Genomic DNA, 402 nt, shown 5'->3' with positions numbered 1-402 from the left:
ACTCGGCCATGTCGTTCAGGATGACATGCGAGATCGTCGCGCGTTCGGCGCGAGTGAAAGGATTTGTGCCAGCACGGTGCCGGTGTCGGCTACGGCGTTGTCGATGTCTGCCTTCATCGAGGCCTCAGAGGGGCACCCCTCCATGACGACCTCACTGAGCGACCGAGTCGGCCTGGGTCTTCTCGTGGAAGTCTTCCGTCAAGGCCCCAAGCGCTGCGCTTACCTTTGGTCACACGTGGAAGGTCTTGCCTCCAGAGTGCGCGGAGGCGGGCGGCCGGAGGCCGACACCTACGGCCAGGCAGCGTGACCTCGGCAGCAGGGCAACGAGTGGTCGCCAGATCGCCGATGGCAAGATCCCGCCATGGGATTGAACATGGTGGTCGGGGTCCTCATCGACGCCGA

General features: G+C 64.2%; 1 protein-coding gene. It reads left to right on the top strand.

The genetic code is table 11. The annotated features are described in order from the left end of the window. Positions 1–307: hypothetical protein (locus LPA54_RS40895; protein ID WP_228985477.1), on the top strand; the 307-nt coding region annotated here is incomplete at its 5' end. Between the last annotated feature and the right edge of the window lie 95 nt (positions 308–402).

The sequence above is a fragment of the Streptomyces sp. DH12 genome (assembly GCF_020873895.1).
Taxonomy (GTDB): domain Bacteria; phylum Actinomycetota; class Actinomycetes; order Streptomycetales; family Streptomycetaceae; genus Streptomyces.
This window is presented reverse-complemented; position numbering and strand designations above follow the sequence as displayed.